The organism is Actinoplanes rectilineatus, assembly GCF_000962825.1.
GTDB lineage: Bacteria > Actinomycetota > Actinomycetes > Mycobacteriales > Micromonosporaceae > Actinoplanes > Actinoplanes rectilineatus.
This window is the reverse complement of record NZ_JZKF01000009.1, coordinates 50,132-66,179: the sequence shown is the minus strand read 5'-3', so window position 1 is coordinate 66,179 and position 16,048 is coordinate 50,132. Positions and strand designations below refer to the sequence as shown.

Genomic DNA, 16,048 nt, shown 5'->3' with positions numbered 1-16,048 from the left:
AGGGCCGACGGTCGGCGGTCGACGGCCGACGGCCGACGGGCAACAGCCGACGGGCAACAGCCGACGGGCGACGGGTCAGGCTCGGGTGCGGCGGTGGTGGCCCCTGCCGGTGTGCCAGGACTCGATCACCAAGTGATCGGCGGGGACTCCCACGTAAGTGAGGGCCACCTCGTCGATGTCCACCCGGAAGAAACCGGCGCCCTCGTGCTGGTCGTCCGGCGGGGGTGGGATCTCCCACGCGCGACCGGACAGTTTGGCGTCGCCGGGGCCGGACTCCGGATTGTCGGCCGGTGGCTCCAGGGTCGGGCTGTGCAGCGCCAACCGGGGGTCGCGGCGCAGGTCCGCCATTTTCAGCGAGTCGCCCATCATGCCGAAGGTGAGCTCGCCGTCGGCGAACCGCGTCTCGATCGCGCTGATCCGGGGTGCGCCGTCGCGGCGGAGGGTGGCGATGGTCTTGTTGGTCCCCGCGTCGAACAGCGCCCGCACCCGGGCTGCGAACTCCGGTGCCTCTGTCTCGATCTCTTCCCAGCGTGCCATGGAAAAACCCTAATCCCGGGGTACGACAGAAACACCGCGCCGAAGACTTGACCCGGGGACACGCTCGTTGGACCGTCGTTTCCGATGGGTACCCGTGAACTGCACCAGGCGCTACCGCCCGACCTGCGTGAGGCGGTCGACGAGTTCGGCCGTCACCTGGCCGTCGTCGAGGGCCGTTCGGAGCACACCGTCCGGGCGTATGTCGGCGATGTCGTCTCCCTGCTGGATCACGCCACCCGCGAGGGCCGTCCCGCCGGTGATGACCGCACAACCGGTGAAGACCACATCACCGGTGAAGGCCCCGACGCGGATGAGGACCACGTCGCCGGCGAGAGCAGCACGGGCCTCGCCGCCCTGGACATCGGGATCCTCCGGAGCTGGCTCGCCGCCCGGATGAACACCGGTGCCGCGCGGACCTCGCAGGCCCGTCGCGCCGCGTCCGCCCGGGCGTTCACCGCCTGGGCCCAGCGCACCGGGCGCTCCCCCGACGACCCCGGCGCCCAGCTCGCCAGTCCGCGCGCCCACCGTTCGCTGCCCACCGTCCTGCGCGCCGACCAGGCCGCCGAACTGCTGGACCCCACCACCGAGCGCCCCGGCGACGAGAACCCCGGCGACGAGGACCCCGACGGCGAGGACCCCGACGGCGAGGACCCCGACGGCGAGGACCCGCCCGGCGAGAAACCCCATGCCAACGGACCGGACGACGGGGAGCACCCGGCCACCGGGCTACGGGACAAGGCCGTTCTCGAACTTCTCTACGCCACCGGAGTACGCGTCAGCGAACTCTGCAACCTGGACCGCGCCGACGTCGACCACTCCCGTCAGGTGATCCGGGTCTTCGGCAAGGGCGCCAAGGAGCGTGCCGTCCCGTACGGCCATCCCGCCCGGGACGCCCTCGACGCCTACCTCCGGCACGGGCGACCGGAGCTCTGCGGCCGTCTCAGCCGGGACGCCCTGTTCCTCGGGGTCAAGGGTGGCCGTCTGCAGCCCACCGTCGTCCGCCGGATCGTCGCCGACGCCGCCCGGGTCGCCGGTCTTCCGCACACCAGGCCGCACGACCTGCGCCACTCCGCCGCCACCCACCTGCTCGACGGGGGCGCCGACCTGCGGGCCGTGCAGGAGCTGCTGGGGCACAGTTCGCTGTCCAGCACGCAGATCTACACGCACGTCTCGACGGAACGGCTGCGCTCGGCGTTCAAGCAGGCGCATCCACGGGCATGAGACCGGCGGGAGAGCGACGCCCCGGCACCCGCGGGCATGCGAGTGACCCGTAGAGGCACATCCACGAGCCTGAGAGCGACCGCCGTCGTACGATCCGAGGCATGAGCGCCGACGTCCCGCCCGTACCCCTTCCCGGCGCCCGGCTGCTGTTCTCGCTGGATCCGGCGGTGTCCTATCTCAACCACGGCTCGTTCGGCGCCCTGCCGATCGGTGTGCAGCGCGCCCAGCAGCGGCTGCGGGACGAGATGGAGGCCAATCCGCTGCGGTTCTACGGCACCGGGCTGTTGGACCGGATCATCCACTCCCGACGTCACCTCGCCACCTTTCTCGGTGCGGATCCGGACGGCAGCGCGCTGGTTCCGACCACCACCGCCGCGGTGTCGCTGGTGCTGCAGTCGGTGCGGTTGGCGGCCGGCGACGAGGTGCTGCTCACCGATCATGCGTACGGCGCGGTGGTCACCGCCGTGAAACGGGAGTGCCGGCGGACCGGGGCGAGCGCGCGGACCGTCGCCGTTCCGCTGGACGCGCCGGCCGCGGAGGTGGTCGCCCGGATTCGGGCCGCGCTGCGTCCCGGCCGGACCCGGCTGCTGGTGGTCGATCAGCTGCCGTCGGCGACGGCGAAACTCCTTCCGGTACGCGAGATCGCCGCCGCCGCCCGCGAACTGGACGTCACGGTGCTTGTCGACGCCGCCCACGTGCCCGGGATGCTGCCGGTCGACGTGGGTGCGATCGGCGCCGACTTCTGGGTCGGGAACCTGCACAAGTGGGGCTGGGCGCCGCGCGGCACGGCGCTTCTGCACGTGGCGCCGGCCTGGCGCCGCCGGATCGACCCGCTGATCGTGTCCTGGGAGCACGACGAGGGCTTCCCGTTGTCGGTGGAGTATCAGGGAACCATCGACTACACGCCCTGGCTGGCCGCGCCCGCCGGTGTGTTCACGTTGCGCACGCTCGGTGTCGAGGACGTCCGGCGGCACAACGAGGCGCTTGCCGCGTACGGTCAGAGGGTTGTCGGTGTGGCTCTCGGCCTCGCGCCCTCCGAGCTGCCGGACCCCGGACCGGGCGTGGCGATGCGGGTGGTGCCGTTGCCGGCCGGGCTGGCGTCCACGCAGCCGGAGGCGATCGCGCTGCGGCAGCACATCTCCGACAAGCTGGCGGCGGAGACGCAGGTCAGCGCCTGGGGTGGGCGGGGTCTGCTGCGGTTGAGCGCCCAGGTCTACAACCGGCCGGAGGAGTTCCACCGCCTGGCCGAGCGGCTCCCGGCGCTACTCAGGGACTATCAACGGTGAGCGGCAGCAGGCGGGCACGCCCCAACCCCAGCAGGGCGAGCGGATCCAGATAATGGTCCGCCCTGCGTAGTCCCCAGTGCAGGCACGCCGCCCGAGGGCATCCCGGGTGCCCCGATTGTGCCGTCCCCAACACCGCCCCGGCCGGGATCCGGTCGCCTGTCGCCACCGACGGCGTCACCGGCTCGTAGGTGGTCCGCAGACCGCCGGGATGCGCCACGCTCACCACACCCCGGCCGGCGATCGTGCCGGCGAACACCACCGTCCCGGCGCCCGCCGACCGGATCGGGGCGCCCGGGGTCACCGCGAGGTCGACGCCGCGGTGCCCGGCCAGCCACGGGTCGGGCGGCGGGTCGAAACGCCGGGTCACCTCCGGCGGCGACGGGACCGGCCAGCCGAACAGTCCGGACCGGACCGGGCCCGGCAGGAGCAGGATCAGCAACAACAGGCAGTGTGCGGCGATGGACATGCCGCCGACACTGCCCGGCTCACACCGCTGCCGCGAACCGCCCTGTGGACGGCCGCCGCATGTGGATGACCGCGATCAGCCGAAGTTGGCGTCGTCCGGCAACGAGATGTCCGGCTTCTCCAGCTCCTCGACGTTCACGTCCTTGAACGTCATCACCCGCACGTTCTTGACGAACCGGGCCGGCCGATACATGTCCCAGACCCAGGCGTCGTGCATCTCGACCTCGAAATACACCTCGCCGTCGGAGTTGCGCACGTGCAGGTCGACCTGGTTGGCCAGGTAGAACCGGCGCTCGGTCTCCACGACGTAGGAGAACTGGCGGACGATGTCGCGGTACTCCCGGTAGAGCTGCAGCTCCATCTCGGTCTCGTACTTCTCGAGATCCTCTGCGCTCATCGTTTCTCGCCCTCCATGGCCTCATCTTCCCCCACCGACGGCGACGGCTGAGGCTGCTCGCCCGACGCCACGCCGACGGTACCCTCAGTGGCCTCCCGAAGCAGCAGCGGCTCGGTAACGGATGAGTCGAACAGCGACGGAATCGTGTCCGCCGGACGCTCGGCAGGTCGGCGCGCCCGGGGAGGCCGGTTGCCGCGCCCGGAGGCGGCGGCGACATTCGCATATGAGAAGCGGTGTTCGGCACAGGGGCCGTGCCGAAGTAACGCGGCACTGTGCTCGTCGGTGATGTAACCCTTGTGTACGGCGAAGCCGTAATCCGGGAATCTCGCGTCCAGCTCCACCATCAGCCGGTCCCTGGTGACCTTGGCCAGCACGCTGGCGGCCGCGACGCAGGCCGCGACCCGGTCACCCTTCCACACCGCGAGGCCGGGAACGCCCAGGCCGTCGACCGGGAAACCGTCGGTCAGCACGTACTCCGGGCGGACCGTCAGTGACGCGAGCGCGCGGCGCATCGCCGCCAGGTTGCACACGTGCAGGCCGCGGGAGTCGACCTCGGCCGGTGGAATGATCGTCACGGACCAGGCCAGCGCCTTGTCGACCACCTGGTCGTAGACGCGTTCCCGGGCGGCGGCGGTCAGCAGCTTGGAGTCGGCCAGGCCCGGGATCTCCCCGCGCCTGCCCTCCGGCAGGATCGCGGCGGCCGCCACCAGCGGGCCGGCGCAGGCGCCCCGGCCGGCCTCGTCGGCGCCCGCCACACGCTGGAAACCGCGGCGCTGCAGGGCCTGTTCGAGCGCGTAGAGGCCCGCCTCCCGGCGGACGACGGTGCGCGGTGGGGCCAGCATCAGACCTCCAGCACCCGGCGCAGCAGGCCGGCCAGGTCGAGCGGGAAGATCGCCTCGTCACTCGCGGCGATCTCCTCGGCGGACCACCAGCGGTGCGCGATGATGGTGCTCTGCTCCTCGGCGTCCATGCCGCTGGTGTCGACCTCCCAGGCCGGCACCCGGAGCAGATAGAAGTCCTGGGCCTGGCGGTAGTGCCGGGAGTCGTACTCGAACTCGGTCACCTCGTGGTGGACCGGGCCGGACAGGTCGCCGGGCTCGACGCGGAGACCGACCTCCTCGTAGAGCTCCCGCTGCGCGGCGAGAGCAGTCGTCTCGCCCTCCTCCAGGCCGCCGCCGGGGGTGAACCACCAGCGCTGCTCGGGACGGCCAGGATCGCCGCCGTGCAGCAGCAGGACCCGCTCGTCGCGGTCGACGAGGAGGACGCGGCCGGCACGGCGGTCAATCACGGTCACGCCGACAAGCCTATTGCGCCCGACGAGGATCTTGCGACCCGGAGCGGCATGCAGGCCCTGTTTCGTGGGTCGCGTGAGCGCGAGGCAGGGTCCGGGTGGTGGCTGCCGCCAGGTGCCGGCCGGGTCACGCCGCAGCCCCGCGGAACCCACGCGACACGGCCTAGTTGCCCGAGGCGTCGGGGATCGTGTCGTACGAGTCCGGAACCGACAGCCAGGTGGCCCGGTCGACCGGCCAGAAGACCGTGAACGCCCGGCCGACCACCGAGTCGATGGTGATCGTCGCGTCCTGGATCTTGCCGGCCTCGTCGGTGGCCTGACTCTGCTCGTAGTGCTCGAGGGAGTCGCCGGACGCCTCGCGGTGGTCGCCCATCACCCAGAGCCGGCCGGCCGGGACGGTGATGTTGAACTGCTGGTCGGCGACCTGGTTGCGGGTGCCGTCGTCGTCGGTGTAGATGTACGGCTCGTCCAGCGACTTCCCGTTGATCATGAGGCGCTGCTGGTCGTCACAGCACACCACGTTGTCGCCGGGCTCGCCGATGACCCGCTTGATGAAGTCCTCACCGTCGGCGCCGGACTGCCACGCGGTCGGCGCCTTGAAGACCAGGATCTCGCCACGACGCGGGTCGCGGAAGTCGTAGACCAGCTTGTTGACGAGGACCCGGTCCCAGACGTTGAGGGTGTGCTCCATCGACGGGGAGGGGATGTAGAAGGTCTGCAGGACGAAGGCACGCACCAGCACGGCGACGAGGATCGCCACACCAAGCAGGATGGGAAGCTCGCGCCAGAACGAACCTGGGCGCTTTTCGGTCTGCTCGTCAATCACGCTCGGAGCCTACGTCGTCGAGTCGCGAACGACATGCCGGAACGCGCGGATAAAACCACGCTGAGGAGTAAGGGCAGGATCTCCGTGGCGACCACGGGATCGGTGCGCCGGGCCGGCGCCGGACCCGCCCCGGCGGCCGTGGGCTGCGCGGCAGCGAACTGCTGCCAGACATCGGGCACGCTGAGTCCGGCGAAGCGATCACTGGGCCAGACGACCACGAAGGCACGGCCGATGACGTTCTCGATGGGAACCGGCCCCTGGCAGCGGGCGTCCTGCGAGACCGACCGGTGGTCGCCCATCACGAACATCTGCCCGTTGGGGATCGTCACCTCGGTGAACCGCCGGCTGGTGCACTGCCCGGCGATCGGCGGCTGGCTCAGATCGGAGTTGAAACCGTCAGCGATGTACGGCTCGTCGATCCCGACCCCGTTGACGGTGATCCGCCCCTCGGAGTCGCAGCAGGCGACCTTGTCACCCGGAAGCCCGATCACCCGTTTGATGAAGTCGCGCTCGCCGGGGCGGCTGACACCCACCAGGTCGCCGATGGTCCGTCCGAGTTTGGCCAGGAACGTGTTGCTGACCACCTCGGTGACCTCGGGCGCCCACTTGTCGGTGCCGCGGAACACCACGACCTCGCCGCGCAACGGGTCACGCATGTCGTACACGACCTTGTTGACCAAGACGCGATCCTGCACCAGCAGGGTGTTCTCCATGGACCCGGAGGGGATGTAGAACGCCTGGACCAGGAAGGTCCTGATCAGCACCGCCAGGCAGAACGCCACGACCAGCAACAGCGGGAGTTCCTGCCAGAGCGGCATCTCCTTGTTGCGTCTGATCACAGACCGCCGCCGCCGCGAGGACGGCCCATAACCTTCCATCGGTTCCACGCTTCGCATCTCCTGCCGCTCACCGGCCGAACCGCCCCCGGATACAGCACTACCGCCCGAGTTTCCCGGCTAGGGAAAGTTACGAGCGGTAGGACTGGAAAGGTTCACCAGAGCGCGTCCGGAACAGGCGCAAGCGTAAACCGCCCGCGCCCACCCCTGTCGCACCACGTCGTCCGGTCAGACGGTCTGCTTCTCCCGAAGCTCCTTGATCTTGGCCTTCTTGCCGCGGAGCTCACGCAGGTAGTAGAGCTTGGCGCGACGCACGTCACCACGGGTGATGACCTCGATGCGGTCGATCGCCGGGCTGTTGATCGGGTAGGTCCGCTCGACGCCGACGCCGAAGCTGATCTTCCGGACCTTGAAGGTCTCGCGGAGACCGGCACCGTGACGGGCGATGACCACGCCCTGGAAGATCTGGACGCGGGAGCGGTTGCCCTCGACGACCCGGGCGTACACCTTGAGGGTGTCACCAGCCCGGAAGTCCGGAATATCGGTACGCCGCGACAGGGCGTCAAGAGTGTCCAGCGTGTTCATCGCTGCATCCTCGTGCTCGGTGCGCACCGGGAGTTCGGTGCGCTGACGGGTGATTCTGATCCCCCCTGAGTCCAGGGGATCCTCGCCTCCACCCCACGGCGCGGGGCAGGACGGCAACCTCCCTACTCTGCCACACCCTCGGGCGGGATCTGAAATCCGGCCTCGGTCAGGGTCTTCCGGTCCGACTTGTCGAGGTCCCGGGGCGGGTAGGCGGCGAGCATGTCCGGACGGCGGTCGGCGGTCCGCAGCAGGCTCCGGTCCCGCCGCCAGCGGGCGATCCGGCCGTGGTCGCCGGACCGCAGCACCTCCGGCACGTCCAGATCGCGCCAGGACGCCGGTTTGGTGTACACCGGGGCCTCCAGCAGGCCGGCCGCGTGCGACTCCTCGGTCAGCGAGTCCGCGTTGCCGATCACGCCGGGCAGCAGCCGGGTGATCGCCTCCATGATCACGATGACCGCGACCTCGCCGCCGAAGAGCACGTAGTCGCCGAGCGACACCTCCCGGACCGGCATCCGGCTCGCCGCCTCGTCGATCACCCGCTGGTCGATGCCCTCGTAGCGGCCGCAGGCGAACACCAGGTGCTCGGCGGCGGCCAGCTCGTAGGCGTCGGCCTGGGTGAACCGCTTGCCGACCGGAGACGGGATCACCAGGGTCGCGGCCGGTGAGACGACCGCGTCCAGGGCCCGGCCCCACGGCTCCGGGCGCATCACCATGCCCGGGCCGCCGCCGTACGGCGTGTCGTCCACCGTCCGGTGCACGTCGGATGTCCAGGTGCGCAGATCGTGCACAGAGAGATCGAGAGTCCCGGTGGTTCGCGCCTTCCCGACCAGCGAGAGGTCGAGCGGCGCGAAGTAGTCCGGGAAGATCGAGATGATGTCGACCTTCACAGATCGAGGAGGCCTTCCGGGAGGTCGACGAGCACGCGACGACCGGGGAGGTCCACGGTCGGGACGATCGCCGTGACGAACGGGATCAACGCCGTCCCGCCACCGGTCTTGGCCAGCACGATCAGGTCCGACGACGGCGCGTGCTCGATGCGCTGCACCGTGCCGTACTCCTCGCCGGAGGAGGCGGACACCACACGCAGCCCGACGAGCTGGTGGTCGTGGAACTCGTCCGGATCGTCCGGCGGCTCCAGAGACTCACTGTCGACTTGGAGGAAGACACCGCGCATCGCCTCGGCGACGTTGCGGTCGTCGATGCCCTCGAACACCGCGATGCCGCGGCCCTGATGCCAGCGGATCGAGGAGAGGGTGAGCTGTTTCGGCACTTCGAAACGGACACCGGGAGCCGGCGCGCCCGCCGGGCCGGCGCTCACCCGGCGGTCCCGGGGGACCTCCGTGGTGAACACCGAACCGGCGGTGAAGCGTGCCTCGGGCTCGTCGGTGCGCACGACAACGGAGACTTCGCCCCGGATGCCGTGCGGTTTACCGATCTGGCCGACGACGAGCAGCATCAGTAGGCGTCGACGATGTCGACCCGGATGCCACGCCCGCCGATCGAACCGATCACCTGGCGCAGGGCCTTGGCCGTGCGTCCGCCGCGCCCGATGACCGTTCCCAGGTCCTCCGGGTGCACACGAACCTCGAGCCGCTTGCCGCGGCGCGAGTCGACCAGACGAACCCGGACGTCGTCCGGGTTGTCGACGATCCCCTTGACGAGGTGCTCCAGCGCGGGCCGGAGCGCCCCGTCAGCTCGCGTCGGCGCCGGCACCGGCCGGGTCCTCTGCCGTCTCGGCGACAGCCTCGCGGGTCGGCTCAGCAGCCTCGGCGGGCTTCGACTCGGCGGGCTTCTCAGCCTTCTCGGCCTTGGCGCCCTTCTTCGGGGTGGCCGGCTTGGTGTCGGCGATGCCCGCAGCGGCCTTGGCCTCGGCCTCGTAGACCTCGGTCTTGTTCTGCTTGCTCGGCGCAACCAGCAGCGGCGGCGGGGCCGGCAGGCCCTTGAACTGCTGCCAGTCGCCGGTCTTCTCCAGGATGCGCTGCACGGCCTCGGACGGCTGCGCGCCGACGGAGAGCCAGTACTGCACGCGCTCGGACTTGACCTCGATGACCGAGGGGTGTTCCTTCGGCTGGTAGATGCCGACGTACTCGATGGCACGACCGTCGCGCTTGGTGCGCGAGTCGGCGATGACGATGCGGTACTGCGGGTTGCGGATCTTGCCCATCCGCAGGAGCCGGATCTTAACGGCCACGGTGTATTCGCTCCTGGTGACTGCGTGGGTGAGCCGACCGGAACCCACGTGGGGATGCGGGACCGATGTCTCGTGGATTGGCGATGTCGAGGGGTTAGAGGGCGCCTCGAAAATGCCGGATACCAGCTAGCCATTCTGCCAGACGGCAAGCAGGTATGGGCAATCGGCCCGCTCACATACCCATCAAAGATCAAAAACAGAAGATCTATGTCGCATCCGGGTGCATGGGGAGGTTTTCTTCCGCTTTTGGGTGGTGGGCGGGGCGGTCGGATGGCGTCGCCTCCCGCCGAGGCCGGGCCGGGGCCCACCTGACGGCGGCCCTGGCCCTTCATTCTGCGTGAGTGGTGAAGATCAAAACCTCAGTGCCGCGCCACGACCGGGCGGTCCCAGCCCGGCGGCAACTCGGTGATCGTGGTCCAGGAGGGGTCGGGCTGGAAGTCGGTCCAGGTGCCGTCGAAGGGGAACTCGTGCGCCTCGATCTTTTTGATCACGCTGCGGCCCTCGGCCCAGACGGCGGCCTCGTCCGGCACCCAGTAGTGCTCGGGCAGGGCGAGACGCTCGGCGAACTCGTCCTCGTCCTTCCACTCCCAGGTGCCGTCGGAGTGCCCGACGATGTCCAGGTCCTGGTCGATCACGTCGAAACCGATCACGTCACCGTCGTCCCAGCGGACCGCCGGCTCCTCCAGGTTCACGTAGTACTCCCGGAAGACGCCCTCGGCCGTCCGGAAGAACCAGACCGAGTGGCCGGCGCCGACCGGGAAGAAACGCAACAGCCCCGGGCCCCGCCAGGTCGTCAGCCGCGGCTCATGCCCGACCGCCGACCACTCGGCGAACGGCATGTCCCGCGGCCCGCGCCCGTCGAGCGCCCGCTCCACCGCGATCACCGAGTCGGCCGCCAGCCAGACCAGCAGCCCGCGGTCGTCGTCGGACACCACCCGGGCCGGATGCACGAAGGCGATCCGGCCGAGATGGGTGTCGCGGTGCAGGATCAGGCGACCCGGCGCGAACCGGGTGCTCAGTAGGACCGGCCCAGGTAGGCGATCAGGCCCGGCTCCTCGTCCGACTCCGGCATCGAGCCGTCCTCGCGGGTCAGGCACCGGACCGTCACGGCCTTGCCGTTCGCCGTCTTCTCGCCCTCGTCGCCGACCGCGGACCACGGCACGCGGGCCCAGCCGGTCGCCGACGCCTCGATCGCCTCGTCGAGCGTCTTCACGTCGACGGTGTGCTCGACCCGGAACGCCAGCGCGTCGTCGAAGAGCAGCTGCTGGTCGGCCGCCAGCGAGGCGTCCACCATCGCGGCGACCTCGGCCAGCGCGACCGGGGTCTTGGTGCCGGTGATCCGGCGGGCCACCACCACGTTTCCGGTGGCCAGGTCGCGGGGACCGACCTCGACCCGGATCGGGATCCCCTGAAGCTCCGCGTCGACAGCGCGACGGCCGAACGGAATGTCGGCACGGTCGTCCAGCTTTACGCGTACCCCGGCGGCCTTGAGCTCGTCACGGAGCTTGACCGCCGCCTCGGTGACGCCCTCGCCGGCCTTGACCACCATGATCTGCACCTGCACCGGCGCCAGCCGGGGCGGAACCCGCAGACCGTTGTCGTCGCCGTGCACCATGATCAGGCCGCCGAGCATCCGGGTCGAGGTGCCCCAGGACGTGGTCCAGGCGTGCTCGACCGTGCGCTCCGCCGACGAGTAGGTGATGTCGAAAGCCTTCGCGAAGTTCTGCCCCAGCTCGTGCGAGGTGCCCATCTGCAGCGCCTTGCCGTCGCGCATCATGGCCTCGACGGTCATCGTGTTCGTCGCGCCGGCGAACCGCTCGCTCTTCGTCTTGCGACCGGGCACGACCGGGATGGCCAGCACGTCGGTCATGAACTTCTCGTAGACGTTCTTGTGGATGTCCCGGGCGTGGTCACGCGCGTCCTGCTCGGTCGCGTGCGCGGTGTGCCCCTCCTGCCAGAGGAACTCGGTGGTGCGCAGGAACGTGCGCGGGCGCAGCTCCCACCGGACCACGTTCGCCCACTGGTTGAGCAGCAGAGGCAGGTCACGGTAGGAATCCACCCACTTGGCCATGAACTCACCGATCACCGTCTCGCTGGTGGGACGCACCACCAGCGGCTCGGCGAGCTCCTTGCCACCGGCGTGGGTGACCACGGCCAGCTCCGGTGAGAAGCCCTCGACGTGATCGGCCTCGCGGCGCAGGTAGTTCTCCGGGATGAACAGCGGGAAGTACGCGTTCTGGACGCCGGCTTCCTTGATCCGCAGGTCCATGTCGGCCTGCATGCGCTCCCAGATGGCGTAGCCGACCGGGCGGATGACCATCGTCCCCCGGACCGGGCCGTTGTCAGCGAGCTGAGCCTTGGCGATCAGGTCCTGGTACCACCGGGGGAAGTCCTCCGCGCGGGGAGTGAGCACACGAGCCATGAGGCAGCATCTTAGTCGCGCGCCACATGCAACCCGCCGGGTGGTCGTCCCGTGTCCCCCTTCGACGACGACGGGAGATCGCCCTCGGGACACTGCCCGCGATCTCCGGCCGGTGCGGGCTAACGGACGACGGCTCCCCGCAGGATGATGCGGCGGGGAGCCCGCACCACCCGTAGGTCCACGCGCGGGTCCTCGTCGTAGACGACCAGGTCGGCCGGCCCGCCCTCGACCAGTCCCGGGAAGCCCAGCCAATCCCGGGCCCGCCACGACGCCGCGGCCAGCACGTCCACCGCCGGGATCCCGGCCTCGTGCAGGTGGAGCATCTCCTCGGCGGCCAGCCCGTGCCGGATGCCGCCGCCCGCGTCGGTGCCCACGTAGATCGGGACACCGGCCTCGTAGGCGGCCATCACCACGGACGGGAAACGGTCCCGCAGGGCGATCATGTGGTCGGCGTACCCCGCGAACTTCTCCCGGGCCTGATCGGCGATCTTCCCGAACGTCCGGATGTTGATCATCGTGGGGACCAGCGCGGTGCCGCGCCGTGCCATCTCGTCGACCAGGTCCACCGTCAGCCCGGTGCCGTGCTCCACCGAATCCACCCCGGCCCGCACCATGATCTCCACGCCCTCCTCGGAGAACGTGTGCACCGCCGCCCGCGCCCCGGCCGCGTGCGCCGCCTCCACCGCGCGGGCCATCGTCGCCGCGTCCCAGCTCGGCGCCAGGTCACCGACACCCCGGTCGATCCAGTCCCCGACCAGCTTCACCCAGCCGGTCCCGGCCTTCGCCTGCTCGGTGACGGCCGCCGCGACGTCCTCCGGCTCCACCTCGACACCGATGTCCCGCAGGTACCGCCGAGGCGCGGCCACATGCCGCCCGGCCCGGGCCAGGCGCGGCACGCCCGGTTCGTCGTCAAGCTCCGGATAGGGGTACGGCGACCCGGCGTCCCGCAACGCCAGAACACCCGCGTCCCGGTCGATCATGGCCAGCTCCCGGGCGTCGTCGACGCTCTGGATCGGCTTGGCCCCGTACGCGATCCCCAGATGACAGTGCGCGTCGACCAGCCCCGGCAGGATGAACCCACCGTCACTGACCGTCTCGGCCCCGCCGACCGGCTCATAGGTGACCCGGTCCCCCACCAGCCACAGATCCCGGACGTCCCCGTCCGGCAGAACCGCCCCACGCACATGCAAAGCCATGAGTAAGTCCTACCGGATCCGGATCCGGATCGGTTTCGGGCCCCGGCCCTCAGTCCGCGGCCGCGCGCAGCTCGTCACGCAGGGCGGTCAACGCCGGAAGATCGATCGTCACCGGGTAGGGCACGTCCGTCGTGAACACCTTGTCGGTATTGGTGATCACCTCATAGACGCCGCTGTCATCGAGCCGGAACTCGGTCAACGCGACGCCCTTCTCGAAGGCCGGGTCGATGACCCAGTAGGCCTCGACCTTCGCCGCCGCGTAGACCTTCGTCTTGGCGTGCATGTCCCGGAAGTGTGAGGTCGGCGAGACCACCTCGACGACGAGCAGCGCGCCGGCGACCGGCACCGGTGACCGTGTGGCGTAACGCTTTTCGATCACCACCACATCGGGACGGGGTTCATTGCTCCGGTTGATCTCGATTGACATGTCGAAGATCGGCCGGTGATCCGGTGGACACTCACCGGCTCGCAACATGAGGACGAGTTCTAAACAGAACTCCTGGTGAAGGGCTGTAGGGGATGGCGAGATCAGCCTTCCGTCGACGAGCTCGTAGCGGAGGCCCTTCGGAAGGCTCGCCAGGTCGTCGACGGTCCAGTCTTCTTTGTCCTGCAACTCGGACGAGGTCAGGTTGAGGGCCGCAGTCATGGGTTCCTCCTTGGGGGGTGTCATGAGACTCCCTGAACCATGACAACGACCTCAACCGTCTTCACTCGTCAGTGACTGCTTGCCGCTCTCCCGCGGGATTGCGCAGTGGCTACTTGTCGTCCTTCGGCGGCTTGCTCAGCTTGTTGAAGTCGAGCTTGGGCAGCTTGAAGCCCGGCGGCATGCCCTGTCCACCGGCCAGCGCGCTCGGGTCCAGCCCCGGCGGCAGCTGCGGCATGCCGCCCGGGAACCCGCCCGGCATCCCACCGGGAGCGCGGCCGACGCGGGGACGGTTGCCGCCCTTGGTGCCCTTGCGCTTGTTCTTCTGGCTCTTGGTGGCGCTGCGGCGGCCGCCCGGCAGGCCCATCATGCCGCTCATCTGCTTCATCATCTTCTGCGCGTCGGCGAAGCGGTTGAGCAGCTGGTTGACGTCCATCACCGTGACGCCGGAGCCGTTGGCGATGCGCAGCCGGCGGGAGGCGTTGATGATCTTCGGGTTGGTGCGTTCGGTCGGGGTCATCGAGCGGATGATCGCGGTGACCCGGTCGAAGTGGCTGTCGTCGAGCTCGTCCAGCTGGCCCTTGAGCTGGCCCATGCCGGGCATCATGCCGAGGATGTTGGCGATCGGGCCCATCCGGCGGACCGCGATCAGCTGGTCGAGGAAGTCCTCCAGCGTGAACTGCTCGCCACCGAGCAGCTTGCTGGTCATCTTCTCCTTCTGATCCTCGTCGAAGGCCTGCTCGGCCTGCTCGATGAGGGTCAGCACGTCACCCATGCCGAGGATCCGGCTGGCCATCCGGTCCGGGTGGAAGACGTCGAAGTCCTCGAGTTTCTCACCGGTGGAGGCGAACAGGATGGGCTGGCCGGTGACGTGCCGGACGGAGAGGGCCGCGCCACCGCGGGCGTCACCGTCGAGCTTGGAGAGGACCACACCGGTGATGCCGACGCCGTCGCGGAACGCCTCGGCGGTCTGCACCGCGTCCTGGCCGACCATCGCGTCGATGACGAAGACGACCTCGTCGGGGTTGACGGCGGCGCGGATGTCGGCGGCCTGCTGCATCATCTCGGCGTCGATGCCGAGGCGGCCGGCGGTGTCGACGATGACGATGTCCTTGGCGGTGCGCCGCGCGACCTCGATCGAGTCTTTCGCGACCTTGACCGGGTCGCCGACGCCGCTGCCCGGCTCGGGGGCGTAGACCTCGACGCCGGCCCGGGCGCCCACCACCTGCAGCTGGTTGACCGCGTTCGGCCGCTGGAGGTCGGCGGCGACCAGCAGCGGCTGGTGGCCCTGGTTCTTGAGCCAGCGGGAGAGCTTGCCGGCCAGTGTCGTCTTGCCGGCGCCCTGGAGGCCGGCCAGCATGATCACAGTGGGCGGCTGCTTGGCGAACTGCAGGCGCCGGCTCTCACCACCGAGGATGGTGATGAGCTCCTCATGGACGATCTTGATGATCTGCTGGGCCGGGTTGAGCGCCTGGGAGACCTCGGCGCCGCGCGCCCGCTCCTTGAGGCTGGCGATGAACGCCTTGACCACCGGCAGCGCCACGTCGGCCTCGAGCAGGGCGAGACGGATCTCGCGCGCGGTGGCGTCGATGTCGGCGTCGGTCAGTTTGCCCTTGCCGCGGAGCTTGGTGAAGATCCCGGAGAGGCGGTCACTCAAGGTGTCAAACACGGTGCGGCTTCCCCTTGGTCGTAAATCCCGTCTCCGCAAGCCTAGCCGTAGCTGACGAAGCTCACCGGATCCGCATGCGGTACGTCTTGGCGGCCGCCTCGATCCGCCGCTGAGTGCGGGTGCCGGGCGCCAGCTCACCCTTGATCCGGCCGTAGAGCCAGAGGCCGCCGCCGACCACGAGGGCGCCCACGATCAGGTAGTAGAGGAAGCCGCCGAGCAGCGAGCTGACCACCCAGCCGACCACGATCACTCCGGCGACCACCGCTGCCAGAAACGCCAGTGCCTTGCCCATCACGGCCTCCCGCCGTCGTCGCTGCACGCTCTCCTCCACCATGCCGCCCCGGAGCAAGCACCCGCATCGGCCGTACCCCTGAAGCGTTCCCCTAAGGGTGAGCACTTCCGAACAAGGCCCCGGATGCTCACGAAAGGCGTATACCGCAGGTAACAGGTGCAACTCCTGATATAGAGCGCAACTTCCGTCTC

The 16,048-nt window shown here is 69.7% G+C and carries 20 protein-coding genes; 2 read left to right on the top strand and 18 right to left on the bottom strand.

Annotated elements, in window-relative coordinates:
- Window positions 1-75: 75 nt before the first annotated feature.
- Complete coding sequence (locus WH85_RS09770) at window positions 76-537, bottom strand: pyridoxamine 5'-phosphate oxidase family protein (protein ID WP_045741434.1); 462 nt, start codon at window positions 535-537, stop codon at window positions 76-78.
- 84 nt (window positions 538-621) lie between these two features.
- On the opposite strand from WH85_RS09770, the gene WH85_RS09765 reads away from it, so the two are divergent.
- Window positions 622-1,758 (top strand): tyrosine recombinase XerC, encoded by a 1,137-nt coding sequence (locus WH85_RS09765; RefSeq protein WP_045741433.1) that lies wholly within the window; start codon window positions 622-624, stop codon window positions 1,756-1,758.
- Between the two features lie 101 nt (window positions 1,759-1,859).
- On the top strand, window positions 1,860-3,044 hold the full coding sequence (locus tag WH85_RS09760; RefSeq protein ID WP_045741432.1) for an aminotransferase class V-fold PLP-dependent enzyme: 1,185 nt from the start codon (window positions 1,860-1,862) through the stop codon (window positions 3,042-3,044).
- On the opposite strand, the gene WH85_RS09755 is transcribed toward WH85_RS09760, so the two are convergent.
- The 17 genes from WH85_RS09755 to WH85_RS09675 form a co-directional block, all read right to left on the bottom strand.
- Window positions 3,025-3,510, bottom strand: a complete 486-nt coding sequence (locus WH85_RS09755; RefSeq protein WP_045741431.1) for a murein hydrolase activator EnvC family protein — start codon at window positions 3,508-3,510, stop codon at window positions 3,025-3,027. The genes WH85_RS09760 and WH85_RS09755 overlap by 20 nt on opposite strands.
- Before the next feature lie 75 nt (window positions 3,511-3,585).
- Complete coding sequence (locus WH85_RS09750) at window positions 3,586-3,906, bottom strand: DUF2469 domain-containing protein (protein WP_045741430.1); 321 nt, start codon at window positions 3,904-3,906, stop codon at window positions 3,586-3,588.
- Complete coding sequence (locus tag WH85_RS09745) at window positions 3,903-4,748, bottom strand: ribonuclease HII (RefSeq protein ID WP_045741429.1); 846 nt, start codon at window positions 4,746-4,748, stop codon at window positions 3,903-3,905. The genes WH85_RS09750 and WH85_RS09745 overlap by 4 nt, the downstream gene beginning before the upstream one ends.
- Window positions 4,748-5,200, bottom strand: a complete 453-nt coding sequence (locus tag WH85_RS09740; protein WP_045741428.1) for an NUDIX hydrolase — start codon at window positions 5,198-5,200, stop codon at window positions 4,748-4,750. Before WH85_RS09740 ends, WH85_RS09745 begins: the two co-directional genes overlap by 1 nt.
- A gap of 160 nt (window positions 5,201-5,360) precedes the next feature.
- Entirely contained in the window at window positions 5,361-6,023 is a 663-nt protein-coding gene (gene lepB / locus WH85_RS09735; RefSeq protein WP_045741427.1) for a signal peptidase I, read from the bottom strand.
- Window positions 6,020-6,919, bottom strand: a complete 900-nt coding sequence (lepB, locus tag WH85_RS09730) for a signal peptidase I (RefSeq protein WP_052720281.1) — start codon at window positions 6,917-6,919, stop codon at window positions 6,020-6,022. The genes lepB (WH85_RS09735) and lepB (WH85_RS09730) overlap by 4 nt, the downstream gene beginning before the upstream one ends.
- Before the next feature lie 168 nt (window positions 6,920-7,087).
- Window positions 7,088-7,444 carry a 50S ribosomal protein L19 gene (rplS, locus tag WH85_RS09725; protein WP_045741543.1) on the bottom strand — a complete coding sequence of 119 codons (357 nt, stop codon included), beginning with the start codon at window positions 7,442-7,444 and terminating at the stop codon, window positions 7,088-7,090.
- Window positions 7,445-7,566: 122 nt separating this feature from the next.
- On the bottom strand, window positions 7,567-8,331 hold the full coding sequence (gene trmD, locus WH85_RS09720; RefSeq protein ID WP_045741425.1) for a tRNA (guanosine(37)-N1)-methyltransferase TrmD: 765 nt from the start codon (window positions 8,329-8,331) through the stop codon (window positions 7,567-7,569).
- Window positions 8,328-8,897 carry a ribosome maturation factor RimM gene (gene rimM / locus WH85_RS09715; RefSeq protein ID WP_211275326.1) on the bottom strand — a complete coding sequence of 190 codons (570 nt, stop codon included), beginning with the start codon at window positions 8,895-8,897 and terminating at the stop codon, window positions 8,328-8,330. Before rimM ends, trmD begins: the two co-directional genes overlap by 4 nt.
- 2 nt (window positions 8,898-8,899) lie before the next feature.
- Complete coding sequence (locus tag WH85_RS09710; RefSeq protein ID WP_014447131.1) at window positions 8,900-9,157, bottom strand: RNA-binding protein; 258 nt, start codon at window positions 9,155-9,157, stop codon at window positions 8,900-8,902.
- The gene (rpsP, locus tag WH85_RS09705) at window positions 9,135-9,635 is read right to left on the bottom strand and encodes a 30S ribosomal protein S16 (protein ID WP_045741542.1); all 501 of its coding nucleotides are present in this window, start codon (window positions 9,633-9,635) and stop codon (window positions 9,135-9,137) included. The genes WH85_RS09710 and rpsP overlap by 23 nt, the downstream gene beginning before the upstream one ends.
- A gap of 359 nt (window positions 9,636-9,994) precedes the next feature.
- The gene (locus tag WH85_RS09700) at window positions 9,995-10,654 is read right to left on the bottom strand and encodes a ribonuclease FAU-1 family protein (protein WP_083448910.1); all 660 of its coding nucleotides are present in this window, start codon (window positions 10,652-10,654) and stop codon (window positions 9,995-9,997) included.
- The gene (gene proS, locus WH85_RS09695) at window positions 10,651-12,057 is read right to left on the bottom strand and encodes a proline--tRNA ligase (RefSeq protein WP_045741423.1); all 1,407 of its coding nucleotides are present in this window, start codon (window positions 12,055-12,057) and stop codon (window positions 10,651-10,653) included. The genes WH85_RS09700 and proS overlap by 4 nt, the downstream gene beginning before the upstream one ends.
- A gap of 119 nt (window positions 12,058-12,176) precedes the next feature.
- Window positions 12,177-13,253, bottom strand: coding sequence for an amidohydrolase family protein (locus tag WH85_RS09690; protein WP_045741422.1), 1,077 nt, complete (start codon window positions 13,251-13,253; stop codon window positions 12,177-12,179).
- 49 nt (window positions 13,254-13,302) lie between these two features.
- The gene (locus tag WH85_RS09685) at window positions 13,303-13,899 is read right to left on the bottom strand and encodes a Uma2 family endonuclease (RefSeq protein WP_045741421.1); all 597 of its coding nucleotides are present in this window, start codon (window positions 13,897-13,899) and stop codon (window positions 13,303-13,305) included.
- Between the two features lie 109 nt (window positions 13,900-14,008).
- A complete protein-coding gene (gene ffh, locus WH85_RS09680; RefSeq protein ID WP_045741420.1) occupies window positions 14,009-15,565 on the bottom strand; it encodes a signal recognition particle protein in 1,557 nt (518 codons plus the stop codon).
- A gap of 61 nt (window positions 15,566-15,626) precedes the next feature.
- Window positions 15,627-15,884 carry a hypothetical protein gene (locus tag WH85_RS09675; RefSeq protein ID WP_245673874.1) on the bottom strand — a complete coding sequence of 86 codons (258 nt, stop codon included), beginning with the start codon at window positions 15,882-15,884 and terminating at the stop codon, window positions 15,627-15,629.
- Window positions 15,885-16,048 lie beyond the last annotated feature (164 nt).

Coding starts and splice junctions, on each gene's coding strand:
- lepB (WP_052720281.1), bottom strand. CDS start 6,919: ATGCGAAGCGTGGAACCGATGGAAGGTTATGGGCCGTCCTCGCGGCGG.
- WH85_RS09690 (WP_045741422.1), bottom strand. CDS start 13,253: ATGGCTTTGCATGTGCGTGGGGCGGTTCTGCCGGACGGGGACGTCCGG.
- WH85_RS09760 (WP_045741432.1), top strand. CDS start 1,860: ATGAGCGCCGACGTCCCGCCCGTACCCCTTCCCGGCGCCCGGCTGCTG.
- WH85_RS09750 (WP_045741430.1), bottom strand. CDS start 3,906: ATGAGCGCAGAGGATCTCGAGAAGTACGAGACCGAGATGGAGCTGCAG.
- WH85_RS09765 (WP_045741433.1), top strand. CDS start 622: ATGGGTACCCGTGAACTGCACCAGGCGCTACCGCCCGACCTGCGTGAG.
- WH85_RS09685 (WP_045741421.1), bottom strand. CDS start 13,899: ATGACTGCGGCCCTCAACCTGACCTCGTCCGAGTTGCAGGACAAAGAA.
- proS (WP_045741423.1), bottom strand. CDS start 12,057: ATGGCTCGTGTGCTCACTCCCCGCGCGGAGGACTTCCCCCGGTGGTAC.
- WH85_RS09755 (WP_045741431.1), bottom strand. CDS start 3,510: ATGTCCATCGCCGCACACTGCCTGTTGTTGCTGATCCTGCTCCTGCCG.
- WH85_RS09770 (WP_045741434.1), bottom strand. CDS start 537: ATGGCACGCTGGGAAGAGATCGAGACAGAGGCACCGGAGTTCGCAGCC.
- WH85_RS09745 (WP_045741429.1), bottom strand. CDS start 4,748: ATGCTGGCCCCACCGCGCACCGTCGTCCGCCGGGAGGCGGGCCTCTAC.
- rplS (WP_045741543.1), bottom strand. CDS start 7,444: ATGAACACGCTGGACACTCTTGACGCCCTGTCGCGGCGTACCGATATT.